This is a genomic window from Ferrovibrio sp. GW821-FHT12B10 (assembly GCF_058807515.1).
In genome coordinates this window covers 2,487,643-2,509,919 of sequence record NZ_JBXAQT010000001.1, presented here as the reverse complement: position 1 = coordinate 2,509,919, position 22,277 = coordinate 2,487,643, and the positions used below count along the sequence as shown (strand labels likewise).

At 65.7% G+C, this 22,277-nt stretch carries 21 protein-coding genes; 8 read left to right on the top strand and 13 right to left on the bottom strand.

What is annotated here, in order from left to right:
• The first annotated feature begins 131 nt into the window (after window positions 1–131).
• From AC1RRT_RS12700 to AC1RRT_RS12675, 6 genes are all read left to right on the top strand, one after another.
• Complete coding sequence (locus tag AC1RRT_RS12700) at window positions 132–1,319, top strand: aspartate aminotransferase family protein (protein WP_493014168.1); 1,188 nt, start codon at window positions 132–134, stop codon at window positions 1,317–1,319.
• Window positions 1,320–1,339: 20 nt separating this feature from the next.
• Entirely contained in the window at window positions 1,340–2,275 is a 936-nt protein-coding gene (gene argF, locus AC1RRT_RS12695) for an ornithine carbamoyltransferase (RefSeq protein WP_493014167.1), read from the top strand.
• Between the two features lie 52 nt (window positions 2,276–2,327).
• A complete protein-coding gene (locus AC1RRT_RS12690) occupies window positions 2,328–3,251 on the top strand; it encodes an Hsp33 family molecular chaperone (RefSeq protein ID WP_493014166.1) in 924 nt (307 codons plus the stop codon).
• 240 nt (window positions 3,252–3,491) lie between these two features.
• Entirely contained in the window at window positions 3,492–4,115 is a 624-nt protein-coding gene (locus AC1RRT_RS12685; RefSeq protein WP_493014165.1) for a hypothetical protein, read from the top strand.
• A gap of 200 nt (window positions 4,116–4,315) precedes the next feature.
• The gene (locus AC1RRT_RS12680; RefSeq protein ID WP_493014164.1) at window positions 4,316–5,308 is read left to right on the top strand and encodes a 2-hydroxyacid dehydrogenase; all 993 of its coding nucleotides are present in this window, start codon (window positions 4,316–4,318) and stop codon (window positions 5,306–5,308) included.
• Window positions 5,309–5,386: 78 nt separating this feature from the next.
• Complete coding sequence (locus AC1RRT_RS12675; protein WP_493014163.1) at window positions 5,387–6,310, top strand: pentapeptide repeat-containing protein; 924 nt, start codon at window positions 5,387–5,389, stop codon at window positions 6,308–6,310.
• Window positions 6,311–6,317: 7 nt separating this feature from the next.
• Here AC1RRT_RS12675 and AC1RRT_RS12670 read toward each other — a convergent pair whose 3' ends face one another.
• The 5 genes from AC1RRT_RS12670 to AC1RRT_RS12650 form a co-directional block, all read right to left on the bottom strand.
• The gene (locus AC1RRT_RS12670; RefSeq protein ID WP_493014162.1) at window positions 6,318–6,818 is read right to left on the bottom strand and encodes a hypothetical protein; all 501 of its coding nucleotides are present in this window, start codon (window positions 6,816–6,818) and stop codon (window positions 6,318–6,320) included.
• A 25-nt stretch (window positions 6,819–6,843) separates the two neighbouring features.
• Window positions 6,844–10,968 (bottom strand): AAA family ATPase, encoded by a 4,125-nt coding sequence (locus AC1RRT_RS12665; protein ID WP_493014161.1) that lies wholly within the window; start codon window positions 10,966–10,968, stop codon window positions 6,844–6,846.
• 39 nt (window positions 10,969–11,007) lie between these two features.
• Window positions 11,008–11,778 (bottom strand): DsbA family protein, encoded by a 771-nt coding sequence (locus AC1RRT_RS12660; protein ID WP_493014160.1) that lies wholly within the window; start codon window positions 11,776–11,778, stop codon window positions 11,008–11,010.
• A gap of 106 nt (window positions 11,779–11,884) precedes the next feature.
• Window positions 11,885–12,418 carry a DUF721 domain-containing protein gene (locus AC1RRT_RS12655; RefSeq protein ID WP_493014159.1) on the bottom strand — a complete coding sequence of 178 codons (534 nt, stop codon included), beginning with the start codon at window positions 12,416–12,418 and terminating at the stop codon, window positions 11,885–11,887.
• Window positions 12,419–12,464: 46 nt separating this feature from the next.
• On the bottom strand, window positions 12,465–13,622 hold the full coding sequence (locus AC1RRT_RS12650) for an ABC transporter substrate-binding protein (protein ID WP_493014158.1): 1,158 nt from the start codon (window positions 13,620–13,622) through the stop codon (window positions 12,465–12,467).
• 112 nt (window positions 13,623–13,734) lie between these two features.
• Between AC1RRT_RS12650 and mutY the strand changes: the two genes are divergently transcribed.
• A complete protein-coding gene (gene mutY / locus AC1RRT_RS12645) occupies window positions 13,735–14,871 on the top strand; it encodes an A/G-specific adenine glycosylase (protein WP_493014157.1) in 1,137 nt (378 codons plus the stop codon).
• Here the strand turns inward: mutY and AC1RRT_RS12640 are convergent.
• The gene (locus AC1RRT_RS12640) at window positions 14,828–15,598 is read right to left on the bottom strand and encodes a crotonase/enoyl-CoA hydratase family protein (protein WP_493014156.1); all 771 of its coding nucleotides are present in this window, start codon (window positions 15,596–15,598) and stop codon (window positions 14,828–14,830) included. The two genes, mutY and AC1RRT_RS12640, sit on opposite strands and share 44 nt — an antisense overlap.
• A gap of 113 nt (window positions 15,599–15,711) precedes the next feature.
• On the opposite strand from AC1RRT_RS12640, the gene AC1RRT_RS12635 reads away from it, so the two are divergent.
• Window positions 15,712–16,992, top strand: a complete 1,281-nt coding sequence (locus AC1RRT_RS12635; RefSeq protein WP_493014155.1) for a 3-deoxy-D-manno-octulosonic acid transferase — start codon at window positions 15,712–15,714, stop codon at window positions 16,990–16,992.
• Between the two features lie 3 nt (window positions 16,993–16,995).
• Here the strand turns inward: AC1RRT_RS12635 and AC1RRT_RS12630 are convergent, their stop codons facing one another.
• From AC1RRT_RS12630 to AC1RRT_RS12600, 7 genes are all read right to left on the bottom strand, one after another.
• Window positions 16,996–17,904, bottom strand: a complete 909-nt coding sequence (locus AC1RRT_RS12630; RefSeq protein WP_493014154.1) for an SDR family oxidoreductase — start codon at window positions 17,902–17,904, stop codon at window positions 16,996–16,998.
• A 260-nt stretch (window positions 17,905–18,164) separates the two neighbouring features.
• The gene (locus tag AC1RRT_RS12625; protein ID WP_493014153.1) at window positions 18,165–18,662 is read right to left on the bottom strand and encodes a KdsC family phosphatase; all 498 of its coding nucleotides are present in this window, start codon (window positions 18,660–18,662) and stop codon (window positions 18,165–18,167) included.
• A 114-nt stretch (window positions 18,663–18,776) separates the two neighbouring features.
• On the bottom strand, window positions 18,777–19,172 hold the full coding sequence (locus tag AC1RRT_RS12620; RefSeq protein ID WP_493014152.1) for a hypothetical protein: 396 nt from the start codon (window positions 19,170–19,172) through the stop codon (window positions 18,777–18,779).
• Window positions 19,169–19,543 (bottom strand): hypothetical protein, encoded by a 375-nt coding sequence (locus tag AC1RRT_RS12615; RefSeq protein ID WP_493014151.1) that lies wholly within the window; start codon window positions 19,541–19,543, stop codon window positions 19,169–19,171. Before AC1RRT_RS12615 ends, AC1RRT_RS12620 begins: the two co-directional genes overlap by 4 nt.
• A gap of 125 nt (window positions 19,544–19,668) precedes the next feature.
• Window positions 19,669–20,139 (bottom strand): YcgN family cysteine cluster protein, encoded by a 471-nt coding sequence (locus AC1RRT_RS12610; RefSeq protein WP_493014150.1) that lies wholly within the window; start codon window positions 20,137–20,139, stop codon window positions 19,669–19,671.
• 62 nt (window positions 20,140–20,201) lie between these two features.
• Window positions 20,202–21,443, bottom strand: a complete 1,242-nt coding sequence (locus tag AC1RRT_RS12605; RefSeq protein WP_493014149.1) for a polyhydroxyalkanoate depolymerase — start codon at window positions 21,441–21,443, stop codon at window positions 20,202–20,204.
• Window positions 21,444–21,658: 215 nt separating this feature from the next.
• On the bottom strand, window positions 21,659–22,273 hold the full coding sequence (locus AC1RRT_RS12600) for an SCO family protein (protein ID WP_493014148.1): 615 nt from the start codon (window positions 22,271–22,273) through the stop codon (window positions 21,659–21,661).
• Between the last annotated feature and the right edge of the window lie 4 nt (window positions 22,274–22,277).

Sequence of the window (22,277 nt, the reverse complement as noted above, 5' to 3'; positions counted from 1 at the left end):
CGAATTGACATAAGCCCTTAAGCGCCCGTAGAGTCTGGCCTTACCGCCAGCCCGGCCGTGTAAAACCCGGGGCTGGCGTCTTATTTTCTGGGGTCCAGATGGTCTGGGCCCGTCATTCAGAGGAGCGTGTCGTGACCGAAGCATTGATGTCGACTTACGCGAGGCAGGACCTCGCGTTCGAGCGGGGCGAGGGTTCTTACCTCTACACCGCCGACGGTCGACGTTATCTGGACTTCGGTTCCGGCATCGCGGTGACCGCGCTCGGTCACAGCCATCCCCATCTGGTGAAGGCGATCCAGGAGCAGGCGGCCAAGCTGTGGCACACCTCCAACCTGTTCCGGATTCCGGAGCAGGAGAAGCTGGCCGAGCGGCTGGTGGCGAACTCGTTTGCCGACAAGGCCTTCTTCTGCAACTCGGGCGCCGAGGCGAACGAGGGCGCGGTGAAGTGCGCGCGCAAGTATTTCGCCGTGAGCGGCAAGCCGGAGAAATACCGGATCATCACGTTTGAGGGCGCTTTCCACGGCCGTACGCTGGGCATGCTGGCGGCGACCAATAACCCCAAATATCTCGACGGCTTCGGCCCCAAGGTCGAAGGCTTCGATCAGGTCGCCTTCAGCCTGAAGGCGGCGAAGGATGCGATCACGCCCGAGACGGCGGCGATCATGATCGAGCCGATCCAGGGCGAGAGCGGCATCCGGTCGGTTCCGACCGAAATGCTGCGTGGCCTGCGCCAGCTCTGCGACGAGCATGACCTGCTGCTGATCCTGGACGAAGTGCAGACCGGCATGGGCCGCACCGGCAAGCTGTTCGCCTATGAATGGTCGGGCATCGCGCCGGATATCATGTCGCTGGCCAAGGGCCTGGGCGGCGGTTTCCCCGTCGGCGCCGTGCTGGCGACCGCCGAGGCCGCCAAGGGCCTGACGCCCGGCACCCACGGCACCACCTTTGGCGGCAATATCCTGGCGATGACGGCCGGCAATGCCGTGCTGGACGTGATGCTGGAAGACGGCTTCTTCGACGGCGTGCAGAAGCGCTCAAGCTATTTCATGCAGCAGCTCGTCATGCTGAAGGACCGCTATCCCGACGTGGTCGAGGATGTGCGCGGCCAGGGCTTCCTGCTCGCCATCAAGACCAAGGTGCCGAATACCGAGTTCCAGGCGACGCTGCGCGATGAACACGTGCTGGGCGTTACCGCGGGCGACAACACCCTGCGTCTGATTCCGCCACTGACCGTGCCGGAGAAGGACATCGCCGAAGGCATCCGCCGGCTGGAAGCCGCCTGCCAGAAGCTGCAGGACAAGAACAAGGCCGCCGCATGACTCCCGGCATGCAGCCCACTATGAATGGGACGGGCATCCGTCACTTCCTCGATCTCGACCGCCTGCCGGCCGAGACGCTGCGCGGCATCCTGAGCCACGCGGCGCAGATGAAGGCTGGCCGCCGCGGACTGCCGAAGGGCACCGTCGAGCCGACGCGGCCGGGCCGCGACCGGATTCTGGCGATGATCTTCGAGAAGCCCTCGACCCGCACGCGGCTGAGCTTTGACAGCGCCATGCGCCAGATCGGCGGCGAGACCATCGTGGTGCGCGCCGACGAACTGCAGATCGGTCGCGGCGAAAGCATCGCCGACACAGCCAAGATCCTGTCGGGCAATGTCGACGCCATCATGATGCGCACCAACAAGGCGCAGAACCTGCATGACCTGGCCGCCAATGCATCCGTACCGGTGATCAACGGCCTGACCGATGACAGCCATCCCTGCCAGGTGATGGCCGACGTGATGACCTTTGAAGAGCATCGCGGCCCGATCAAGGGCCGCAAGATCGCCTGGGTCGGCGACGGCAACAACATGGCCACATCGCTGATCCATGCGGCCGTGCTGTTCGGCTTCCGCCTCGATCTCGCCTGCCCGGAAGAGCTCAAGCCGTCGCAGAAGGTGCTGGACTGGGCCGCCGAACGGCAGGGCCAGATTCGCGTCACCACCGATCCGGCCGAAGCCGTGGCCGATGCCGACTGCGTCATCACCGACACCTGGGTGTCGATGGGCCAGAAGGATGCCGACAAGCGCCATGCGCTGCTGGCCCCCTATCAGGTCAATGCCGCCCTCATGGCCAAGGCTGGCAAGAACGCCATCTTCATGCACTGCCTGCCCGCCCATCGCGGCGAGGAAGTGACCGCCGAGGTGATCGACGGGCCGCGCTCGGTGGTGTTCGACGAGGCGGAAAACCGCCTGCACGCGCAAAAGGCAATCCTGGCCTGGTGCTTCGGCGCCTAAGGCGTCGCGCCTCCGACTAGGCTTGAATCTTCGGCCGGATTATAGTGGTGCCGTGAGCAGCATTCCTCTTCTTGATGACCTGTCCCTGCCGTTCCAGATCGAGCAGTGCGACACGCGCGGACGCCTGGTCCGGCTCGGCCCGGCCATCGATCACCTTCTCGCGCGCCATGCCTATCCCGAACCGGTCGCGCATTTGCTGGCCGAGGCGCTGGTGCTGGTCGCCACCATGGGCACGGCGCTGAAATTCGACGGCGTCTTCTCGCTGCAGGCCAAGGGCGACGGGCCGGTCTCGACATTGGTGGCCGACTTCCGCACGCCGGGCCATCTGCGCGGCTATGCCAGCTTCGATGCCGCGCGCCTCGAGGGCCTGGAGCTCGGGCCGGGCGGCACATCGGCGCTGGTGCCACTGCTGCTGGGCAAGGGCTACCTCGCCTTCACCATCGATCCGAACAACGAAGACCTCGAACGCTACCAGGGCATCGTCGATCTGGCCGGCTCCTCGCTGGCCGATGCGGCCCATGCCTATTTCGCGCAGTCGGACCAGCTCAATGCGCGCGTGACTTTAAGCGCCGCGCATCGCAAGGGCGTCAACGGCAACCGCTACTGGCGCGCCGGCGGCATCCTGCTGCAGCAACTGCCGCTGCAGCCCGGCGGGCTGTCGACGGAAGAACGCGGCTTCGCCTGGGAGAAGGTCACGGCGCTGCTGGGCACCACGAAACCTGATGAGTTGACCGATCCGGTCCTGAGCCAGAATGACCTGCTGTTCCGGCTGTTCCACGAGGATGGCGTGCGCGTCTTTGACGCAGCCCCGCTGGCCGACCGCTGCACCTGCTCCAAGGACAAGGTGCGCGGCATCCTGACGACCTTCTCGTCCGACGAAGTCGCCGACATGACGCAGCCCGACGGCCAGATCACCGTCACCTGCCAGTTCTGCAGCGAGCATTACAGCTTCCCGGCCGAAGCCGTCCGAGGTTGACGGTCCTGGGCTGACGGCCCCCGGGCTGATCCCGTTGCGCGTGTGATCTCCAAAAGACTTGGTTTCCCGCGGCTGACGAAACCCAAGCTGCGCCGTTTCTCCCGCCGTCCGGTTCTTGATCCCGCCACAGGCAGTCCATTAACGGATACGGTGTTTTCCGCAACGGGATACCTTGGCCGGGCCTTGAATTTGCCCCAATTCGCCGCCTATTTGGGGGCGGAAAACCAAGGAGAAACTCATATGCGCTCCCTCTTCGCCCAACCCTATTTCACCCGGGCCTATTTCACCCGGGCTTTTGCCGCCCTGGGCCTGGCCTTCGCCCTCGCCGCCTGCAGCGGCCCGCTGGAGAAGTCGATCCTGCCCGAGATCACCTTCGCCGATCAGCCCAAGATCACCTTCGCCGCCAGCACCGTCGAGACCATCCTGGAATACCAGCCGACCGCGCAGCCGCCGCATATCGAACTGGCGATCCCGCAGCCGCCGGCCTCTGTCGCCACCCGCTGGACCCGCGACCGCATCGCGCTGGACAACAGCCAGCAGAACCGCGTCACCGTGGTGATCCGGAAGGCCAGCGTCACCGAGACCGACCTGAAGAAGACCCCGGGCCTGCGCGGCAGCTTCACCGAGGACCAGGTCGCCCGCTTCGACACCGAGGTCGAGATGGCCGTCGAGGTGCGCGATGCCCGCGGTTTCCGCGTCGGCGAGGCCTCGGCCTCGGCGCGCCGCTCCAATTCGATGAGCGAGAAGGCGACGCTGAACGACCGCGACCGCATCATCCACGCCCTGGTGCGTGAAACCATGATGGATGTGAACCGCGAACTGGAGCGCAACATCCGCCAGTACATGCCCCTCTATGCCCGTTAATTGGGCCTAAGGATCAGGCAGGCGGCAGGCTCCGGCCCGTTCGTACGCCAACAGACGATCTGGCGGTCCTTGGACGAATGTCCAAGTCCCGACCTGCCCTTAGGGTAGCGGTTTTCGACCCGGTCGAGGTTTGTCTCGGCCGGGTCGATCTGCTAGAGAGGGCTTGAAAACACCTCCCCCTTTGCGGAGTGGAAACGCCAATGCCGACGCCGAAAAAGCGCCCCCTGGTCATCGTGACCCGCAAGCTGCCGGATCCGATCGAAACCCGGATGATGGAGCTGTTCGACACGCGTCTGAACGTGGCGGACAAACCGATGAGCCAGGCCGAGCTGATCGATGCGGTGAAGACCGCCGATGTACTGGTACCGACCATCACCGACCGCATCGACGGCGCGATCCTCGCCCATGCCAGCCCGAATTTCCGGCTGATCGCCAATTTCGGCACCGGCGTCGATCACATCGACCTCGCCGCCGCCCGCCAGCGCGGCATCACCGTGACCAACACGCCCGGCGTGCTGACCGAAGACACCGCCGACATGACCATGGCGCTGATCCTGGCCGTGCCGCGCCGCGTGGTGGCCGGCGCGATGGCGCTGCGCGAGGGCAAGTGGGAAGGCTGGTCGCCGACCTGGATGCTGGGCCAGCGCATCTGGGGCAAGCGGCTCGGCATCATCGGCATGGGCCGCATCGGCCAGGCCGTCGCCCGCCGCGCCAAGGCCTTCGGCCTGTCGATCCATTACCACAACCGCAAGCGCGTGCATGAGAGCGTGGAGCAGGAACTGGAGGCGACCTACTGGGAGAGCCTCGACCAGATGCTGGCCCGCATGGACATCATCTCGGTGAACTGCCCGCACACGCCGGCCACCTTCCATCTGCTGTCCTCGCGCCGGCTCGACCTGCTGCCGCCACATGCCTATGTGGTGAACACCGCGCGCGGCGAGATCATCGACGAGAACGCCCTGGTGCGGAAACTGCGCAAGGGCGAGGTCGCCGGCGCCGGCCTGGACGTGTTCGAGCACGAGCCGGCGGTGAACCCCAAGCTGCTGGAGCTGGATAACGTCATCCTGCTGCCGCATATGGGTTCGGCCACCCTGGAAGGCCGCATCGACATGGGCGAGAAGGTGCTGATCAACATCAAGACCTTCGCCGACGGCCATGCCCCTCCCGATCGCGTGATCGCCGGCCTGCTCTGACGAGTCGGACCACCTTTCCGCTGTACAAGATTCGCGGCGCTCCCTAGTCTCGGCGCACTGTTACGCCTGCCCGGACCCATGACCCAGACCGCCTATTCCCGCGCGCCCGCCGACGTCCTCGACATGATCGCCGCTCATGGCCGCTATCTGCAGTCGCAGACCGGTGCCGTGCGCGTGGGCAAGCAGCTGCGGCTGGAGCGCGTCGATTTCGGCGCCATCAAACTGCAGAAGAAGATGATGCGGCAGGTGCATCTGCCGTTCTGCGGCTTTTCCTGCGCCGACCTGCGCGAAAGCGACTTCTCGGGCTCCGACCTCACCGGTTGCGACCTCTCGGCCGCCGACCTGACCAAGGCCGATTTCAGCCGCGCCAACCTGCGCGGCGCCGACCTGAGCCGCGCCGTGCTGACCCAGACCAATTTCGCCGAGGCGCATCTGGGCTATCACAGCGGCGCCGACGGCAACCAGAATGCCAAGCTCAGCGGCGCGACCATGCATGGCACCAGCTTCGCACGGGCGCAGATCCTGGGCGCCAACTTCGACAAGGCCAAGCTGGAGGATGCCGACTTCGCCTTCGCCCGGCTGGAGAATGTCAGCTTCAAGGGCGCCGACCTGCGCGGCGTGGAATTCGCGCTGGCCGACCTCGGCGAGGGCATGGCCGAGGCGATTGCTGCGGCCGGCGGCAAGCTCGCCCCGCGCATGGAGCATGACGTGCTGCAGGAGATCATCGCCCAGCATGCGCTGTGGATCTCCACCGACGGTGCGCGTGGCATCCGCGCTGGCTTGCGCGGCGCCTATCTGGTCAACGCCTCGCTGGTCGATGTGGACCTGAGCGGCGCCGACCTCAGCCTGGCCAACCTGACCGGCTGCGACCTGACCGGTGCGCGTCTGATCTGCACGGATTTGCGCGGCACGAACCTGTCCCGCACCCGCGTCACCAATGCCGACTTCCGCGGTGCGCTGCTCGATGGCGCGCATGGCTTCATGCCGGCGGGTAGCCTCTAGATCAGGCTCAGTCCCATTGCGAATGATCGTCCGCCGTTAAAAGTCGACGTCCATCTGCAGCGATTTGATCGAATTCAAAGTCGCGGAAGGAGATGCGAAACTCACCAGGACGGCTGTCGCCCGGCCTTTGCGTGAGAAGAAAGCCATGAGACATCTCGCCAGCACTGCCGGAGAATTCATCATACCAGATCTCGGCTGGGCGCATTCGCAAAGCTGTTCGGAGTATTGCCTCCCCAGCCTCAATTTTGGCGCCAGCATAATTTATACGGGTTCGCCAATATCCAACTTGATTATCCCCGGTAAGCAATAAAAGTTCGATCCGGTGCGATTGACGATCGAACTTTACCTTGTCGAGGTAAGCATCGTTCAAATTCACTGACGTTGCAAACCGCCAGACTTGAGACGCATGACCGAGCGTTTCTAGGTACTGCTGATAGCGCGATGAGATAGCTTGTGCCGCCTCATCGCCCAGACGGCCCGCCGCCCATTCTGCAGTAAAATATTTCATCCAGCGGGTCGAAACATTCCACGCCTTACGCGATCGCCTTCAGCGTTTCGACACCCGCCAGGTCGACCGAGACCAGCGTCGAGACGCCGCGCTCGGCCATGGTGACGCCGAACAGGCGGTCCATGCGCGCCATGGTGATCGGATGGTGAGTGACCACCACGAAGCGCGTGCCCTCGCCCAGATTCTGGGTCTGGCGCGCCATCGCTTCCATCAGGTTGCACAGCCGCTCGACATTGGCGTCGTCGAGAGGCGCGTCCACTTCGTCCAGCACGCAGATGGGTGCGGGGTTGGTGAGGAACACGGCGAATAGCAGTGACAGCGCAGTCAGGGCCTGCTCGCCGCCCGAAAGCAGCGACATCACCTGCAGGCGCTTGCCCGGCGGCGAGGCATAGATTTCCAGGCCGGCCTGCAGCGGATCATCGCTCTCGACCAGTTGCAGATGCGCCTTGCCGCCGCCGAAGACTTCGACGAACAGCTTCTGGAAGTGGCTGTCCACCTTCTGGAAGGCTTCGAGCAGGCGCTCGCGGCCTTCCTTGTTCAGCGTGGTGATGCCCTGGCGCAGCTTTTCGATGGCGGTGACCAGATCGGTCTGCTCGGTGCTGAGCGCCGTGAGCTTCTCTTCCACCTCGTTGGCTTCCAGCTCGGCGCGCAGGTTGACCGGGCCCATGTTGTCGCGCTCCTTGCGGAGGCGTTCGAGCCGGTTGTCGACCTGGGTGAGATCAGCCTTTTCCTCGCCGTCCTCCACTTCGCCAACCTTCAGCACCTGATCGAGCGTGCAATCGAGTACCTCGCGCACGCGGATCGCCAGCTCGTCCATGCTGACACGCTGATGCTCCATGTCGGCTTCCGCCTTCACGCGCGCCTCACGGCCGGCGCCGAGCAGCTGCTCGATCTCGCGGGCGGTGCGGGCGGCGAGCTGCTGCGCGCTTTCCGCATTGGCCAGATGATCGGCGGCATCCTTGCGTTCGACCTCGGCCAGATCGATCTGCTGCTGCAGGGCATTCTGGCGGTCGCCGAGTTCGAGCGGGATCAGCTCCAGACGGGTCAGCTCGGTCTCGGCCTCCTCGCGGCGGGCGGAGAGCTGGGCGATCTGGTGGCTGGCGCTTTCATTGCGCGCATTGGCGGCGCGCATCTCGATGACGATGCCATCAAGGCGGCGGCCGCGGCTTTCGGCCTCGCGGCGCAGCTGCTCCAGCGTGGTGCGGGCATCGACCAGGGCCTGACGCAGGGTATCCAGTTCGCCGCGCACGGTGGCGATGAGCTGACGCACCTCGTCTTCCGGCGGCAGGGCTTCGAGCGCCTCGCCGTCGGCGCTGCGCACCTGCTCGGCCTCGGCGATCTCGGCTTCGGTCTGCTGCTTCTGTTCGGCCAGCGCGGCCAGCTGGGCCTGACGCTCGGCTTCCTTGCGCACGCCCTCGGCCTGACGGTCGCGGGCCTGACCCAGTTCGCGGTCGGCGCGGGCGATGTCCTGGTTGGCCAGCTCGCGCGCGGTGTTGCGTTCGCGCTCGGCGGCCGTGATCCCCTGGGTCGCATGCTCGCGCGCGGTGTTGCGTTCGCGCTCGGCCTGCGCCACGCCCTGATTGGCCTGATCGCGGGCACCCTGGCGCTCGCGCTCGGCGGCGGCGACAGCCTGGCTGGCGCGGTCGCGCGCTTCGGCGGCGGCGCGCTCGGCGGCCTGCACGACAGCCGAGGCCTGCTCGCGGGCTTCGCCGCGCGCCTGCTCGGCGGTCTGCACCACGGCGGCAGCCTGCTGGCGGGCACGATTGCGCTCTTCCTCGGCGCCGGCAATGGCCTGACGGGCCGCGCGCTCGGCGGCGGCGGCGGCTTCGGTCGCCTGCTTGGCCTCTTCATAGGCGCGCTGGGCATCGCCCAGCTTGCCTTCCAGTTCACGCAGCTCCTCGCGCAGATCGGCGAGGCGGTTGCGCTGCTCCAGCTTCACCGAGGCCGAGGTCGGCGCGCCGGCCTTGACCGTGAAGCCATCCCAGCGCCAGAGCGCGCCCGAGCGGGTGACCAGACGCTGGCCCAGCTTGAGATCGGCGCGCAGACGAGCACCATCGGCATCGTCAGACACAAGCCCGATCTGGCTGAGGCGGCGCTGCAGCGCGGCCGGCCCGGTGACATGCTGCGACAACGGCTCGGCGCCGAACGGCAGGCCCGGCGCATCGGTCAGCGGCGGCAGCGTATCCCAGTGCATCGGCGCATTGGGATCGGTGGCGGCATTCAGTTCATCGGCGAGCGCGGCGCCCAGCGCCTTCTCAAAGCCCGGCGCGACCTGGATCTGGTCGATCAGCGGCGCGAAGAGATTGCCCTCGTCCACCTTCAGCAGCTTGGCCAGGCCGGCCTCTTCCGCCTTCAGGCGGGTCAACTCGCCCTGCACGCCCTGCCAGGCATCGCGCGAGGCCTGCTCGGCCTGCGCCACGGCATTGCGATTGGCTTCGGCGGCTTCCTGGCCGCGGCGGGCGGCGGCGATCTTCTCGCTGTGCTCGGCCTCGACGGCATTCAGGCCGCTGCGCGCCGCTTCGATTTTCTGCGCATGCTCGCCTTCGACGGCGGTCAGCCCGGCACGGGCCTGCTCGATCTTCTGCTCATGCTCGCTGCCGGCCTGAGCCAGCAGACTGCGGGCGGCATCGACCTTCTGGCTGTGCTCGGCCTCGACGGCTTCAAGGGCGGCACGGGCCGCCTCGATCAGGCGAGCCTGCTCGGCTTCGACGGCTTCGTAGGCCTGACGCGCGGCATCGATCTTCTGCGCATGCTCGGCCTCGACGGTGTCGAGCGCGGCGCGCGCCGTCTCGACGGCGGTCTGCTTGGCTTCGACCTCGGCATTGACGGCCTCGGCCTCGGCCAGCGATTCCGTCTGCGCCTGCAGGCGGGCCTCTTCCAGACCCAGTTCTTCCAGGCGAGCCTTGAGGCGCGCGAGGCGGCGCTCGCCGTCCTCGATGGCCTGGCGCAAGCGGGCGCGATTGGCCTGCTCCTGCGCGGCGCGGTCGCTCAGGCGATCCAGTTCGCCCTGGCGCTCGCCCACCTTGCCTTCAGATTCGGTGACGGCGGCTTCGGCAGCCGCCTGCGTCTCGGCCTCGCCGGCGCGCTGCGCCTGCAGTTCGGCATCCTCGCTCTGAAGACGCGCGACCGTGGCCTGCGCATCTTCCGAGAGCGCGGTTTCGCGCGCGCTGTCGGCATTGATCTGCTCCAGGCGCTGGCGCACCTGATCGGCGGCTTCCTGTGCGCGCTGTGCCTCGGCTTCCAAGCCTTCGCGGGCAACGACCAGGCGATGCAGCTTGGCACCGGCCTCGGCCTCGTGCTGGCGCAGCGGCGGCAGCGCCTCGGCGGCGATGCGCTCGGCCTCATGGGCTTCCGAGACCTGCAGCGTGCGGTCGGCGACCTCACGCTCGGCGGCCTGCAGTGCCTGCTCGGCCTCGGCCAGCGCGGTGCGCAGCGCTTCATGCTTCAGATGGAACAGGATCGCTTCGGTCTTGCGGATCTGGCCGGCGATGTTGCGATAGCGGCTGGCCTGGCGAGCCTGCCTTTTCAAGGACTGCAACTGGTTGTCGAGCTGGCCGATGACGTCAACCACACGCTCCAGGTTCTGCTCGGCGGCCTTCAGGCGCAGCTCGGCCTCATGGCGACGTGAATGCAGACCAGAAATGCCAGCCGCCTCTTCAAGCAGCATACGGCGATCGGTCGGTTTGGCGTTGATGATGGCGCCGACGCGGCCCTGGCTGACCATGGCCGGCGAATTGGCACCCGAGGCCAGATCGGCGAACAGCAACTGCACGTCGCGCATGCGCACGTCGTTGCCGTTGATCTCGTAATCAGACCCCTTCTCGCGCTCGATCTTGCGCGTGATCTCCACCGTCTCCATCTCGTTGAAGGCGGCAGGGGCCGTGCGGGTCTTGTTATCCAGCGTGAGGGTGACTTCGGCGATGTTGCGCGCCGGCCGGGTGGCCGTGCCGGCAAAGATCATGTCGTCCATGCCCGTGCCGCGCATGCGCTTGGCCGAGTTTTCGCCCATCACCCAGCGCAGGGCTTCCACCAGATTGGACTTGCCGCAGCCGTTCGGACCGACAATGCCGGTCAGACCCGGATGGATCACGAAATCCGTCGGTTCAACGAAGGATTTGAAGCCGGACAAGCGCAACTTGGTAAACTGCACGGGAACTCCCTTTCAATAACGCAAACGCAGGCGGCTTGTTCAGCCGCGCCGGCGCTTGAAATACCAGACGCCGCCGATCAGCAGGGCGAGCAGCAGCGCTGCACCCACGATGAGGACGGTGTTGTTCATGCCGCCCGCGGATGACATGGCGGCGGCGGATGCGGCCGGCGCGGCGGAGGCCGCAGCGGCGTCGAGCTTGCCGGTGGCGGCCAGATGCTGACGCACCTCGGCGATCGACAGCGCGCCGGGGAAGGCCTTGCCCTCGATGATGAAGGTCGGCGTCGACGAGACGTTGAACTTCTGATTGCCTTCGAGCCGCGAATTCAGGATGTAGTCGGCCAGCGGTTTGTCGGCCATGCACTGCTCGAACTGCTCGCCCGACACGCCGCCCAGGCGCGCGATCTGCATCAGCGCGCTTTTCGGATCGCTGGAGCCGGCCCACTGGGCCTGCTGCGAGAACAGCACGTTCAGGAAGGTGTAGTACTTGTCCGGGCCGCCGCAGCGCGCCAGCACCGCGCCGGCGAAGGCCAGCTGGTCGAGCGGGAAGTCGCGGAAGATCAGTTTCACCTTGCCGGTGTCGATGAACTCGGTCTTCAGCGCCGGCAGCGTCTCGGCATGGAAGCGCGCGCAGTGCGGACAGGTGAGCGAGGCGTATTCGATCATGGTGATCGGTGCATCGGCCTTGCCGAGCACGATATCCTGCAGGCGCGGATCACCCGCCGGCGCTGTCCCCTGCGCATAGGCAGTGGCACCGAGGAAACCCGCGATCACGAAAGACAGGGTCAGTACCAAACGCTGTATATATTTCATAGAGATACTCCGACCCCCTACATGTAGGGGGCATTCTATGTTGCACGATCCGGCCTGCAACCGGACTCTGCCTTTATCCACAAGAATCTGGCTGCCTCAAGGCAGCTCAGCGACTCGCACCGAGAAGTGATCGTCCAAGGTTCTCAAGGGCTTGGCGAAGCGCCTTGTCCTCGACTCCGACCAGCATTTTCTCAAGCTGGGCGCGCTCCTCCGCCGTCAGCGGCCGAGTCGTGCGCGCGGGCTTTTCCCGCGACTCGGTCTGGCGGATCGGCATCTGCTTGAGCCTGAGCCGCTCGACGGCGCGATACCCGAAGTAGCCGTTGATCTTTTCGATGATCAGCGGGCTGAGATGCTGCAGTTCCAGCGCGAAGGCCGGCGTCACGCCGATCTCCAGCGTGGCGGCATGGCCGGCGCCCGAGGCATAGATCAGTTTTTCCGGCTGGGTTTCGACCGCGAGCAGCGGTCCGGCAATGGCTTTCCAGTTGTGGATCACCTCGCCCAGCGCCGCGCCGCGCTGTTTCATCAACGGGCGCGTCAGGCGGCCGAGCGACAACCCCAGCGCCTTGGGCGCATTCGTCCGTCGCGCCGGATCATGCTTGTCCGGCTTTTTCGCGTCAGCTTTCTTGGACTCGTCGACCATGGCGGCAGTCTACGCCGCCAGAGGCCGTGAGAGTAGCCGTGGGATCTCAGTAGCCGAGCGCCTCGGACAGCTTTTCGTAGCGCGCGCCACGCAGCTGGTAGACATAGGCCTGTCGCGCGCCCTGCCGCGAGCCATCGGTGAAATCCTGCAGGGTGCCACCGAAGAGATCACGCCAGCCGCGAATGCCGCTGATGGCACGGCCCAGCTTCGGCATCGCCGTCTCGCCCTCGGTGCGGTCGAGCGTGAGGATGGCAAGATCGGCTATGGTGGCGCCATAGATCGACGCCGCATTCGGCTCCTGGCCGAAGCGCGCCTTGTAGGCATCCATCCAGGCCACGACCTCCGCCGACGCCGTGGCGCGATCGGGCAAGGCAATGGACGACACGCTGTACAGTCCCTGCGTGGCGCCGCCGGGCGCATTGGCCAGCAGATAGTCATGCGTGGTGGAGGGTCCGAGGAAATCGACCTTCCAGCCCATGGTCTTCGCCGTCGTCATCGGCAGGATGGTGTCGCGCAGAAGCGTCGCCAACACGACGAGGTCGCAGCCGGTCGACTGCAGGCGCGTCATCGCGGCGGTGAAATCCGTATCGACGGGGCGATGGCTGACCACCGCCTTCAGCGTCTGGTTATGCTTGGCCAACTGGTCGCGCAGCGCCTGCTGCACCTCCTCGCCGTAATCGGTGTTCTGCACCAGCGCGCAGACCGCCTGCTTGCCCTGCGTCTCGACCATCCATTTCACGCCGGCACGGATCTGGTCGTAATACAGCGAGCCGGAAATCCAGCTCACCGCATCGGCGGCCTGCACCAGGTCGCGGCTGGCGGCCATCGGGAAAAGATTGGCGAGACCGGCCTCACGCAACTGCGGCAGCACCGCCTGCACTTGTGCGGTGCCGAGCGAGCCGACGAAGAGATGCACATGGTCGCGTTTGATCAGCTTGTTGGCGGCCTGCACGGCGCGCGGCACCTGGAACTGGTGGTCTTCCACGATCAGGCGCAGCTTGCGGCCACGGATGCCGCCGGCGGCATTCACGGCGTCGAAGCGCAGGCGCATCGCATTCACCACTGCATGGCCATAGGCCGAAGCCGGGCCGGACAGGTCGGTGACGGTGCCGATCAGGATGTCGCTGCGGGCCGCGGGTTCGGCCGCCTGCGCACCGAGGCTTGCAAAGACCGCGATGGCGGCGGCAACGATGGCGTGGCGCATGATGAACTCCGCTGGAAACCGGGGTCAAAATGACGCAAGCGCCCCATCCCTTGCAAGACAGGATTGCCGCGATCCCGTGGCAGTTATCGAATCTCAATGCTATGGTCCGGCCATGCCCAAGACACGCCCGATGCAGCCCGTTTCAGGGGCGTCTGATCTCGCGTCCCGTCTGCTGCCCTGGTACGACCGGCATCATCGCAGCCTGCCCTGGCGCAGCCCGCCGGGCGATCCTCCGATGCCGGCCTATCGCGTCTGGCTCAGCGAGATCATGCTGCAGCAGACCACCGTGCCGGCGGTGAAGCCGTATTTCGCCAAGTTTCTTGCACTATGGCCCAGCGTCGACGACCTGGCCGCCGCACCGGTCGAGCAGGTGATGGAGGCCTGGGCGGGGCTGGGCTATTACGCCCGCGCCCGCAACCTCCACAAATGCGCGCAAATGGTCAGCGCTAAACTCGGCGGCCGTTTCCCCGATAGCGAGGAAGGCCTGCTCGAGCTGCCCGGCGTGGGCGCCTATACCGCCGCCGCCATCGCCGCCATCGCGTTCAACCGCCCGGCCGCGGTGATGGATGGCAATATCGAGCGCGTGCTGGCGCGCGTGTTCAGCGTGCAGACGCCGCTGCCGCAGGCCAAGCCGGAGCTGCGCAAGCTGACCGCGCTGGTCACGCCGCAAACGCGTCCTGGCGATTTCGCGCAAGCCATGATGGATCTGGGCGCCACCGTCTGCACGCCGAAAAGTCCCGACTGCCTGCTCTGCCCGCTGCAGGCGATCTGCACCGGCTATCGCAGCGGTATCGCGCCCGAACTGCCGCGCAAGGCGCCGAAAGCCGAACGGCCGGTGCGCCATGCCGTGGCCTTCCTGCTGGAGCGCGAGGACGGCGCGGTGCTGCTGCGTCGCCGTCCGCCCAAGGGCCTGCTCGGCGGCATGCTGGAAGTGCCGAGCACGCCCTGGCGCGATACGCCCTGGCCGAACCCCGACGACGCGCTCGACCATGCGCCAGCCGCCCTGGCCTGGCAGCCGGTGGATGACGGCGCGGCCGAGCATGTGTTCACGCATTTCACCCTGAAGATCACCGGCCTGCACGGCCGCATCACGGCGAAGGCGGCGGCGAAGCTGGATGGCATCTGGCTGCCGCCGCGCGAGGCGCAACTGCCCACGGTGATGAAAAAGATGCTGGGGCTTCTGCCCGAAAATCTATCGGGCGAGACTAGATCGACGAAAAATCGCCGTGGCGGCCGAGCCCGCTCTTGAAGCGGGCCGCGCCCTTGATCGCCTCCTGCTCGACGATCGGCAGGCCGCCCTCGGCCTCGTCATGCAGCGCCGCATCCAGCGACATGTCCCACTGGCGATAGCTCGAACTGCGGTCGGCCAGCATGCAGCCTTGCGGGAAGCGGCTGATCTCTTCGGCCAGCGCCTCGGCTGCGGCGCGCGCCTCGCCCTTCGCAACTACGCGGTTGGCCAGGCCGATGTTCAATGCCTCTTCAGCACTCACGGCACGACCAGTGAGGATCATGTCGAGCGCGCGGCTATGGCCGATCAGCCGGGGCAGACGCACCGTGCCGCCATCGATCAGCGGCACGCCCCAGCGCCGGCAGAACACGCCGAAGGTGGAGTCTTCCTCGGCCACGCGCAGATCGCACCACAAAGCCAGTTCCAGCCCGCCGGCGACGGCGAAGCCCGAGACGGCGGCGATCACCGGCTTGGATAATGTGAGCCGCGTCGGCCCCATCGGGCCTTCGGATTCGGGCGAGACGTCGTTGCGCTTGTCGCCATCGGCCACGGCCTTGAGATCGGCGCCGGCGCAGAAGGTGCCGCCCGCGCCCCACAGCACGGCGACCTTCGCCGTTTCATCGGCATCGAAATCCTTGAAGGCCTGGCGCAATGCATCGGCGGTGGGGCGGTCGACGGCGTTGCGCGCCTCGGGCCGATCCAGGATCACGGTGGTGACAGCACCCTTCCGTTCGACATGCACGGCCATGATCATTCCTCCCGCCATAAACCCGTTTATCGCCACAGGCTGACAGTGCGCGGGCAGTGCCGCAAGGGTCTCTGGACGCTGTCCTAACGGCAGGGACGTGCTAAACAGCCTGCATGACTATGGACTGGCGGCGATCCCTCTGGCGCGGCACCGGGCATCTGATCGCGCCGGCCGTCGGCCTGTGGCTGCAGCATCGCGCCCGCATCGGCAAGGAAGACCGCGCCCGCCTCGGCGAACGCCTGGGTCATGCCGGAAAACCGCGGCCGGCCGGCCAGGTGATCTGGTGCCACGGCGCCAGCGTCGGCGAGAGCCAGGCCCTGCTGCCGCTGCTGCAGCATCTGCATGAACTGCAGCCCGCGCTGACACTGCTGCTCACCACCGGAACGGTCACCTCGGCCGCGTTGGTGGACAAGCGCAATGCCGGCGGCGTGCTGCACCAGTATGTGCCGGTCGATCTGCCCGATGCCGTCGACCGCTTCCTCGACCACTGGCGGCCCGACCTGGTGCTGTGGAGCGAGTCGGATTTCTGGCCCGGCATCCTGAGCAGCCTGCGCGAGCGCGAAATCCCCACGCTGCTGATCAACGCGCGGCTGTCGGAGCGGTCCTGCCGGCGCTGGGCCGCGACACCAGAGACGGCGCGCTGGCTGCTTCAAGGCTTCGCCGCGGTCTATGCACAAACAGCGCAGGATGCCGAACGCCTGCGCCGCCTCGGCGTGCGCGACGTGATCGAGGCCGGCAACCTGAAGCATGCCGCGCCGCCGCTGCCGGTGAACGCCACCGATCTGGCGGAATGGCGCCGCCGGCTCGACCTGCGGCCGCTCTGGCTTGCCGCCAGCACGCATAACGGCGAGGAAACGATCGTCGCCGACATCCATCGCCGCCTGAAATGGCGGCATCCCGACCTGCTGACCCTGATCGTGCCGCGCCATCCCGAACGCGGCGCGGAAATCGCCGCCGAGATGGCCGGCGCCGGGCTGATCAGCCGCCTGCGGTCGCGCGGCGAGGTGCCGGATGCGCAGACCGACATCTATGTCGCCGACACGCTGGGTGAGCTCGGCCTGTGGTACCGCATCAGCCCGCTGGTGGTGATGGGCGGCTCGCTGATCCCGCATGGCGGCCATAATCCGCTGGAACCGGCGCGCCTGGGCAGCGCCGTGCTGCTGGGGCCGCATATGTTCAATTTCGCCGAAGTCAGCACCGGCCTGCTCCAGGCCGGCGGCGCCGTGCAGGTGGAAGATGCCGAAGCCATGGCGGCCGAAGTGCTGAGCCTGTTCGAAGACCAGAAACGCCAACGCGCCATGGCCGCGGCCGGGCAGGTCTATGCGGCCGGCCCGGCCGAGATCATCGAGCGGCTGTCAAACGCCGTGCTGCAGCACCTGCCAGCACGGCCCTAAGCCTTACGCCTTGGCAAAAGGCTTGCCGATATGGGCGACCTCTTCCATCGATGAGCCGAAGCCGCGCGGCTTGCTCATGTCAGTGATCTTCGCGTAATTCGCCGCGATGTCGTCGATGCTGACCTTGGCGTCGGCGCCGAAGAACAGGCCTTCGGATTCCATGAACTGGATCTTGGCGTAGTAGCCGGCGCCCGCCGCGATGATGTCGCCGGTGGCCTTGCAGGCTTCCGAGCAGAGATAGGCCACGGCCTGGCTGACATAGTCGGGCCGCAGATGCTTGAGCAATTCGGGCGTCAGCAGGCTCTCGGTCATGCGGGTGGCAGCCACCGGCGCGATGGTGTTGACCTGGATGCCGTATTTGCCGCCTTCCTGCTTCAGCACATTCATCAGGCCGACAACCGCGCATTTGGCGCCGCCGTAATTCGACTGGCCGAAATTGCCATAGATGCCGGCGTTGGACGAGGTCATGACGATGCGGCCGTAGTTCTGCGCCTGCATCACCGGCCAGACCGCCTTGCTGACATAGGCCGAACCGAGGAAATGCACCTTCACCACGGTCTCGAAATCCGACAGCTCCATCTTGGCGAAGGTCTTGTCGCGCAGGATGCCGGCATTGTTGACCAGGATATCGACGCGGCCGAAGGCATCCATCGCGGTCTTGACGATATTGGCGGCCGCATCCGCTTCCGACACGCTGTCGTAATTCGCCACCGCGACACCGCCGGCCGCCGTGATCTCGGCCACCACCTGATCGGCTGCCTTGGCCGAACCGCCGGTGCCGTCCAGCGCGCCGCCCAGATCATTCACCACCACCTTGGCGCCGCGCGAGGCCAGCAGCAGCGCATGGCTGCGGCCCAGGCCGGCGCCTGCACCGGTGACGATGGCGACGCGGCCGTTGAAATCTATGGCCATAGCTTCTTCCCTTTTGCCTTCACTTAAGTTGTTAAATTTTTGAGATGGTCATCCCATGTGGGACCTGCTTACGAGGCAGATATCCCCAAATTTTACCATCGGGGGTCAGGTCCTGATATTTTCGCTTGATGTAAGGGCGATTACCATCTGCACCGTGATAATCTGAAGTGACATGATCACGCTCGTCCGCTGATAGTTCGCGGATCGTCCCGTCCTGCTCCACATGCACGAATGGAAATAGCTCCGCCAACATTTTTCAATCAAGCCCGATATTCGAGGAGCAGGTCGCAGACCTCGCGCACGGCACCATGGCCACCGGCGAGTTCGGTGACATAGGCCGCGACCTTCTTCACCTGCGGCCGCGCATTGGCGACCGCGACCGGCAGGCCGACGGCGCCCATGACATCGAGGTCGTTCACGTCATCGGCCACATGGCAGACTTCGTGCAGACCGATGCCAAGCTCCTTGCAGATTTCGTTCAGCACCGGCAGCTTTTCATGGATGCCCATGCGGCCGAACCGGATTTTCAGCCGGTCGATGCGCTTCTGAATGGCCGGCGTGTCGCTGCGGGTGATCAGCGCCAGCTCGATGCCGGCCTCCTTGCACAGCAGCATGCCGAAGCCGTCCTGCACATGGTATTTGCGCAACTCCGACCCATCCTCGGCATAATAAAGCCCGCCATCGGTCAGCGTGCCGTCGAGATCGACCGACAGCAGCTTGATGGCCCGGAACCGGGCAATGAGATCGGCGTCGAGCATGGAAGTCTCCCCTACCCGCAGAGCTGCGGGGCCTGCGGGGGAGATTAACGGGGAAGCCGGGGACCGCGCCAGCGTCTGGGCGACGTGCCGTTAGGTCAGTTCCGTCCCGTTCAATCAGTTCTGCAAGGTGCGGTTCATCTGCTGCTGGCGGTCGCGCCGCTGTTCGGCATCCAGCGACCGGCGACGCTGGTCTTGCTGCAGGCGCTGGGTCTCGGTTTCCCGTTTCGCGCCCTCCGCCGCCCGGCGGCGCTGCATGCTGTCGAGCCGGCGCTGGTCCTCGTTCATGTTCATCTGGCGCTGCTGGTCCTGCCGAGCCGCGTCGTCCTGACGGCTGCGCTGGGCATCCTGAAAACGCTGCTCGCGCTCCAGCTCGATGCGACGGTTCTCACGCTCGATATTCTGGCGGTTCCACTCGGCCTGATCGGCCTGCACCAACTGCTGGGCCAGCACAGGTGCCGAGGCCACCAGGATGCAGAGAGCGGCCAGCGGGAGCAGCGGCGATCTGATCACTGAAACCGCTCCGAGTCCGCGCGCTGGCGCTTGGCCTCGATCTCGCGCAGCGGGTCTTCACGCCCCCGCAGGGGATCGACATCGGTGCCGCGATCGGGACCGCGCCGGCGGTCTTCCTCGGCGGCCATGCGGCGGCGAGTTTCCTGTTGCTCGGCGACGTCCTGCTGTAATTGCATGAAATCCTCGCTCACCTGCTCCCGCTCGGTCTGACTACGGCGGGTTTCGGCTTCCACTTGCCGGCGCGCCCATTCGGTGCTGTCCGATGCGGCCGCCTGGGCATAACCCGATGGGGAATAAAGAGTAGTGCTGGCGAGAAGGCTTGCCAGAGTCAAAAACCGGGGCAGGCTCAAAATCAGGTGAAGACGCGACATGACCGACTCCCTTGCTGGTGAAGCACGGTCTCGCCGGTTTGCTGCCATTTTTGGCAGATCGCTGGGGCGGGACAAAGCAGGCGCAGCCTGCCTCGGCCTATAAACGCTGCCGGCTCTGGTTTGGTTCAGCGCCGCTTTGGTTTGGGCGGGCCCTTGTCGTCGAGCCAATAAACGATGTGGTCTTCCAGTTCGCCGGCATCCTTTTCCGAGATGCAGCGCCCGGCGGCCGAAACGCCGGCCTGATGCACGGTCTCGCGACTGCCGCTTTTCAGCGGATGCCACCAGGGCAGGTCCTTGCCCTGTGCCACCAGGCGATAGCCGCAGGTGGCCGGCAGCCAGTTCATCTTCTGCACTTTTCCAGGCGTGAGCTGGATGCAGTCGGGGACGATCTTCTTGCGCTTGGGGTAGTTGCTGCACTGGCCGGTGGCGCAGTTGAGCAGTTTGCAAGCCACGTTGGTCTGCTCCAGCGAGCCCGTATCCTCGTCTTCCAGACGATAGAGGCAGCATTTGCCGCAGCCGTCGCAGAGCGACTCCCATTCGGACGGGGTCATCTGGTCGAGGCGCTTGCGGCGCCAGAATGGCAGGGCACGGGACATGGCGACAGACTACGCCGAAAACCGGCTTTCAGAAAGACGTGCCGCCTGACCGGCGGTCAAGCTTACTTACGACCGGGCTTGCCGTCGTGCTGGCGGATGAAGGCGGTCACGCGGGGGGCGATTTCCTCGCGCCAGCGGCGGCCGTTGAACACGCCGTAATGGCCCACACCCGACTGCAGGTAATGACCGCGCTTGGCGGCCGGAATGTTGGGGCAGATATCATGCGCCGCCATGGTCTGGCCGACGCCGGAGATATCGTCCTTCTCGCCCTCGACGGTCAGCAGCGCGGTCTTCCTGATCGCGGTGCAGTCCACCGGCACGTCGCGATGGGTCATCACGCCGCGTGGCAGCTGGTGCTCCTGGAACACCACCCGCACGGTCTGCAGGTAATATTCCGCCGGCAGGTCCATGACCGCCAGGTATTCATCGTAGAAGTCGTTATGCGCCTTGGCGCTGTCGCCGTCGCCCTTCACCAGGTGGTGGAACAGGCGGACATGGGCGCCGACATGGCGGTCCAGGTTCATGGTCATGAAGCCGGTGAGCTGGATGAAGCCCGGATAGACCGCGCGCATGAAGCCCTCATGCGGGAAGGGCACATTGTTGATCACGCTATGCTCGAACCACTCGATCGAGTGTTCCTGGGCCAGGTTGTTCGGCGTGGTGGGGCTGATGCGGGTGTCGATCGGGCCGCCCATGAGGGTCATCGAACGCGGCACATGGGTGTCGTTCTCGGCCGACATCAGCGCAATGGCAGCCAGCACCGGCACGGAAGGCTGGCAAACCGCCATGACATGGCTGCCCGGACCGAGCGTGACGAAGAATTCACGCACGTAGTCGATATAATCGTCGAGATCGAAAGCGCCGGCGCTGAGCGGCACGTCGCGGGCATCGATCCAGTCGGTGATGTAGACCTCGTGGTTCGGCAGCATCGCCTCCACCGTGCCGCGCAGCAGCGTGGCATAGTGGCCCGACAGCGGCGCCACGATCAGTAGCTTGGGGTCGTTGCGGCCTTCGCAGCCTTCGCGCACGAAATGCTTGAGGCGGCAGAACGGCAGGTCGAGGACATAGTCCTCGGTGACTGCGCATTCGACGCCATTGACCAGCGTCGTGGCGAGGCCGAATTCCGGCTTGGGGTAGCGCCGGGTGATATTGGTGAACACTTCCAGCCCGGCCGCGAGCGTGCGCGCCGCCGGCGAATAGTTCATCGGCAGATAGGGCAGCTTCAGCGCCTTGGTCTGCGCCTCGGCGAGAGCCCGGAAGGGCTGCAGCGCAGCCTGATGGAATTCGAAGAGCTGATAGAGCATAGGTCCCACCCTGATGCCGAAGCGCGGCGGAAACTGGGCCGTCGCGCAACAATCGTCGGATAAAGCTGTTATCGATCCGTCACCAGAACCGGTGCCGGGCCGACAGGCTGATATCTGACATAACGCAGCTTAACCCGATTCCTCAGTAGCCGCACAAATATATTTTGCACTGCAACATATGCGTGCATGGCGGGCAAGTTACTGATTGGTAATAATTAAAGCTTGGCCTTGATGCGCTGGGCCATCTGATCCGGCGTTGCATCATGGCGGAAATGGGTCAAATACCGCCCCTGGCCGTCCATCAGATAGATGAATCCCGAATGGTCGACCGAATAGCCAAGGCTCGAATCCTTGAGCTGCACCTTCTGGTAATAGACCCGGTAGGCGCGGGCCACCGCGGCGACCTGCTCCGGGCTGCCGGTCAGGCCGATCAGGCGCTCGTGGAAGGCCTGCACATAGTCCTTCATCACCGGGGGCGTATCGCGCTCGGGATCGACGGTGATCAGGATCGGCTGCACCTGCGCACCCGCCGCGCCCAACTCATCCATGGCGATGGCGATGGTCTGCAGGCCGGTCGGACAGATATCGGGGCAGTTGGTGAAGCCGAAATACACCAGCATCAGCTTGCCGGCGAAATCCTTGTCGGAAACCGTTTTGCCGTCCTGATCGATCAGCGTGAAGGGGCCGCCGATGGCGACCGGGCCGCTGCCTGCATCGTCGCTGCCCTTGGGGCCGAACCACTGCAGGCCGAGGAAGGTGAGGAACCCCGCCACCACGATGACGGCGACGATCAGAAGGCCGCGTTGCAGGCCCCGTGTGGCAGCAGACATGATG

What these genes read in the sequence shown, in the direction of transcription:
- AC1RRT_RS12630 (WP_493014154.1), bottom strand. Translation starts at nt 17,904, where the DNA reads ATGGCCATAGATTTCAACGGCCGCGTCGCCATCGTCACCGGTGCAGGC.
- argF (WP_493014167.1), top strand. Translation starts at nt 1,340, where the DNA reads ATGAATGGGACGGGCATCCGTCACTTCCTCGATCTCGACCGCCTGCCG.
- AC1RRT_RS12610 (WP_493014150.1), bottom strand. Translation starts at nt 20,139, where the DNA reads ATGTCCCGTGCCCTGCCATTCTGGCGCCGCAAGCGCCTCGACCAGATG.
- AC1RRT_RS12675 (WP_493014163.1), top strand. Translation starts at nt 5,387, where the DNA reads ATGACCCAGACCGCCTATTCCCGCGCGCCCGCCGACGTCCTCGACATG.
- AC1RRT_RS12625 (WP_493014153.1), bottom strand. Translation starts at nt 18,662, where the DNA reads ATGCTCGACGCCGATCTCATTGCCCGGTTCCGGGCCATCAAGCTGCTG.
- AC1RRT_RS12655 (WP_493014159.1), bottom strand. Translation starts at nt 12,418, where the DNA reads ATGGTCGACGAGTCCAAGAAAGCTGACGCGAAAAAGCCGGACAAGCAT.
- AC1RRT_RS12605 (WP_493014149.1), bottom strand. Translation starts at nt 21,443, where the DNA reads ATGCTCTATCAGCTCTTCGAATTCCATCAGGCTGCGCTGCAGCCCTTC.
- AC1RRT_RS12640 (WP_493014156.1), bottom strand. Translation starts at nt 15,598, where the DNA reads ATGGCCGTGCATGTCGAACGGAAGGGTGCTGTCACCACCGTGATCCTG.
- AC1RRT_RS12650 (WP_493014158.1), bottom strand. Translation starts at nt 13,622, where the DNA reads ATGCGCCACGCCATCGTTGCCGCCGCCATCGCGGTCTTTGCAAGCCTC.
- AC1RRT_RS12660 (WP_493014160.1), bottom strand. Translation starts at nt 11,778, where the DNA reads ATGAAATATATACAGCGTTTGGTACTGACCCTGTCTTTCGTGATCGCG.
- AC1RRT_RS12600 (WP_493014148.1), bottom strand. Translation starts at nt 22,273, where the DNA reads ATGTCTGCTGCCACACGGGGCCTGCAACGCGGCCTTCTGATCGTCGCC.
- AC1RRT_RS12615 (WP_493014151.1), bottom strand. Translation starts at nt 19,543, where the DNA reads ATGTCGCGTCTTCACCTGATTTTGAGCCTGCCCCGGTTTTTGACTCTG.
- AC1RRT_RS12685 (WP_493014165.1), top strand. Translation starts at nt 3,492, where the DNA reads ATGCGCTCCCTCTTCGCCCAACCCTATTTCACCCGGGCCTATTTCACC.
- AC1RRT_RS12670 (WP_493014162.1), bottom strand. Translation starts at nt 6,818, where the DNA reads ATGAAATATTTTACTGCAGAATGGGCGGCGGGCCGTCTGGGCGATGAG.
- mutY (WP_493014157.1), top strand. Translation starts at nt 13,735, where the DNA reads ATGCCCAAGACACGCCCGATGCAGCCCGTTTCAGGGGCGTCTGATCTC.
- AC1RRT_RS12680 (WP_493014164.1), top strand. Translation starts at nt 4,316, where the DNA reads ATGCCGACGCCGAAAAAGCGCCCCCTGGTCATCGTGACCCGCAAGCTG.
- AC1RRT_RS12635 (WP_493014155.1), top strand. Translation starts at nt 15,712, where the DNA reads ATGACTATGGACTGGCGGCGATCCCTCTGGCGCGGCACCGGGCATCTG.